Origin of the sequence: Brevundimonas sp. (genome assembly GCF_032107865.1) — a bacterium.
Classification (GTDB): domain Bacteria; phylum Pseudomonadota; class Alphaproteobacteria; order Caulobacterales; family Caulobacteraceae; genus Brevundimonas.
In genome coordinates, this window is record NZ_DAMCNG010000276.1 from 1 (window position 1) to 3,056 (window position 3,056).

General features: G+C 67.5%; 2 protein-coding genes and 1 pseudogene. All 3 read right to left on the reverse strand.

The features are described 5' to 3' along the window. Positions 1–261 (reverse strand): annotated as a pseudogene (locus RT567_RS15410) (Ppx/GppA family phosphatase); the annotation flags it as partial. Further along, entirely contained in the window at positions 261–2,492 is a 2,232-nt protein-coding gene (locus RT567_RS15415; protein WP_313577116.1) for an RNA degradosome polyphosphate kinase, read from the reverse strand. The gene RT567_RS15415 and the pseudogene RT567_RS15410, both read right to left, overlap by 1 nt. 116 nt (positions 2,493–2,608) lie before the next feature. After that, the coding region (locus tag RT567_RS15420; protein ID WP_313577117.1) for a DnaA ATPase domain-containing protein at positions 2,609–3,056 on the reverse strand (448 nt) is incomplete at its 5' end.

The window sequence follows — 3,056 nt, forward strand, 5'->3', positions numbered from 1 at the left end:
GGCGGCGACCAGCACCTGATCCGGCTGGACGCCCTCGATCACGGCGGCGAAGCGGCGCAGCGCCGTCATGGCCATGACCACGCCCGGTTCGGACAGGCGCCGGGTGGCGGCCAGGTCACGGCCCAGCCCGGCCAGCACCTTTTCGTTGAACATGGTCCAGACCGCCCGGCCTTCCAGCCGGTACAGCACCAGGCGCACCGAGTTGGAGCCGATGTCGATGACGGCGATCTGTTTCGACTCGTGTTCGTTCTCGGGGCTCATCAGCGGCGCTTCCGCGGCTTGAGGCCTGGATAGGACAGGGCGCCGGGCAGGGTCTTCACCTTGCGGCCGCGCCCCGACAGGCTGGGGTTGGTCATGAAGTATTTATGCGCCGAGAAGGGCCGCTCCGACCCGCTGGGGATCACCCGCCGATAAGAGCCGTCCGGGGCCAGAACCCAGCTCTGGGCGTCGTCCTTCAGATTGGCGACCATGATCTGATCCAGCACCTGATCGTGAACGGTGGCGTTCAGGATCGGCGTCATCACCTCGACCCGGCGGTCCAGGTTGCGCGGCATCCAGTCGGCCGAGGAGATGTAGAGCCGCGCCCGGTTGCTGGGCAGGTCGTGGCCGTTGGCGAAGGCGACGATGCGGCTGTGCTCCAGGAAGCGGCCGACGATCGACTTGACCCGGATGTTTTCCGACAGGCCCGTCACGCCGGGACGCAGGCAGCAGATGCCCCGGATGACCAGTTCGATGCGCACGCCCTGCTGGCTGGCGCGATAAAGGGCGTCGATGATCTCCGGATCGACCAGGGCGTTCATCTTGGCCCAGATGGCGGCGGGCTTGCCCTTGGCGGCGGCGGCCATCTCCTTGCCGATCATCTCGATCAGGCTGGTCTTCATGTTCAACGGCGAGACGACCAGGGCTTCCAGCTCGTCCGGCTCGGCGTAGCCGGTGATGTAGTTGAACACGCGAGTGGCGTCGCGGCCCAGCGCCTGGTCGCAGGTGAACAGGCTCAGGTCCGTGTAGATCTTGGCCGTGACCGGGTGATAGTTGCCGGTGCCGAAGTGGCAGTAGGTGCGAAGGCTGTCGCCCTCGCGGCGGACGACGACGCTCATCTTGGCGTGGGTCTTGTACTCCACGAAGCCGAAGACGACGTGGACGCCCGCCCGCTCCATCTGGCGCGCCCAGCGCAGATTGGCCTCTTCGTCAAAGCGCGCCTTCAGCTCGACCAGGGCGGTGACGTTCTTGCCGTTCTCAGCCGCCTCGATCAGGGCGGCGACGATGGGGCTGTCCTTGGAGGTGCGATAAAGCGTCTGCTTGATGGCGATGACGTGCGGGTCGCGCGCCGCCTGACGCAGAAACTGCACCACCACGTCGAAGCTCTCGAACGGGTGGTGGATCAGCATGTCCTTTTCGCGCACGGCCGCGAAGATGTCGCCGCCGTTGTCGCGCACCCGCTCGGGGTAGCGCGGTTCATAGCCCTTGAACTTCAGGTCGGGGTGGCCGCCGGGGATCAATTCGGACAACTGGGCCAGACCCAGCATCCCGTCGACCAGCACCACGTCCTGCGGCTGGGCGTGAAGCTGGGCGATGATGAAGTCGCGCAGGTCGTCGGGCATGTCCGCCTGAATCTTGATGCGGACGACCGAGCCCATGCGGCGTTGCTTCAGCGCCTCCTCGAACTCCATGACCAGATCTTCGGCCTCTTCCTCGATCTCGATGTCGGAATCGCGGATCAGGCGGAACAGGCCCTTTTCCAGGATCTCGCAGCCCGGAAACATGTGGTCGATGAACAGCAGTAGCAGGTTTTCCAGCGAGACGTAGCGCGTCCGCCCCGGCGTCGAGCGCCCGTCCGTCGCCAGCGCCCAGAAGCGCCGCACCTGCGTCGGCACCGGCACCAGGGCGTAGAGGACGCGGTTGTCGCTGTTGCGCCGCAGCTTCAGCGCCAGCGAGAAGCCCAGGTTCGGCAGGAAGGGGAAGGGGTGCGCCGGGTCGATGGCCATCGGCGTCAGCACGGCGAACAGCTGGTTCAGGAACTCCGGCTCCAGCCGCTCGCGCTCGGTCTTGGTGATGCGGGCGCGCTCGACGATCTCGATGCCGGCGGCGGCCATCTCCTTGCGCAGGCCGCGCCACTGGCGCTGCTGTTCGGCCATCAGGCCGCCGGCCGCCGCATTGACCTGTTCCAGTTGTTCGGCCGGGGTCAGGCCGTCGGGAGAGACCACGCGCACCCGCTCACGCACCTGCCCCTTCAGGCCAGCGACGCGGGTCATGAAGAACTCGTCCAGATTGTTGGCCGAGATGGATAGGAAACGCACCCGCTCCAGCAGGGGGTGGCCCTCGTTCGCGGCCTCTTCCAGCACCCGGCCGTTGAAGGCCAGCCACGACTGCTCGCGATTGATGAACCGCTGGGGCGAGGCCATCAGCGCCTCGGACAGCTCCAGCTGCGGGGCGCGCGAGGAAGGGACTTCCTCGCCGGTGGTGTCGACGGCGATAGGCGCGAGATCAGTCATGATTCCGTTGTCGCTTGCGCCTGTGACGGCTGCAACCGCGATTGTGTCGCGGTGGGTGAGACGTCACGATTTTGCTCATCCCTGCGGATGCCGGGGTGAGCGGGGAAAGGGGAGGGCTACTCCCCGTCCAGCACCTGACGGGCCAGCACGCGCGTCACCGGGCGGTGCAGGGCGTCCAGGCGGTCGACCACGGCCTCGGCGGCGTCGGCCGAGCGATCGATGCGGCGGACCAGATAGTCGATCAGTTCGTCGGCGGGGGTGATGTTCCGGCTGGCGAAGGCGCGACGCAGCATGGCGGCGAAGACCACGTCGTCGGGCGCCTCGATCCCCACGGTGCGGATGGCGTTCAGGCGCGAGCGCAGGTCCGGCAGGTCCGTCGCCCAGGCTCCCGGCGGATCGCGCGACACCAGCAGCAGGGCGCCGCCGCCTGACTGGGTCAGGTTGATCAGGTGGAACAGGCTCTCATCGTCGGCGTCCTGGGCCCGGTCCAGCAGGACAGGGCGGCCCTCAAGCTCCAACGGGTCGACCAGGGCGGCCTCGGCGCCATGCAGGGCGATGGCGCCG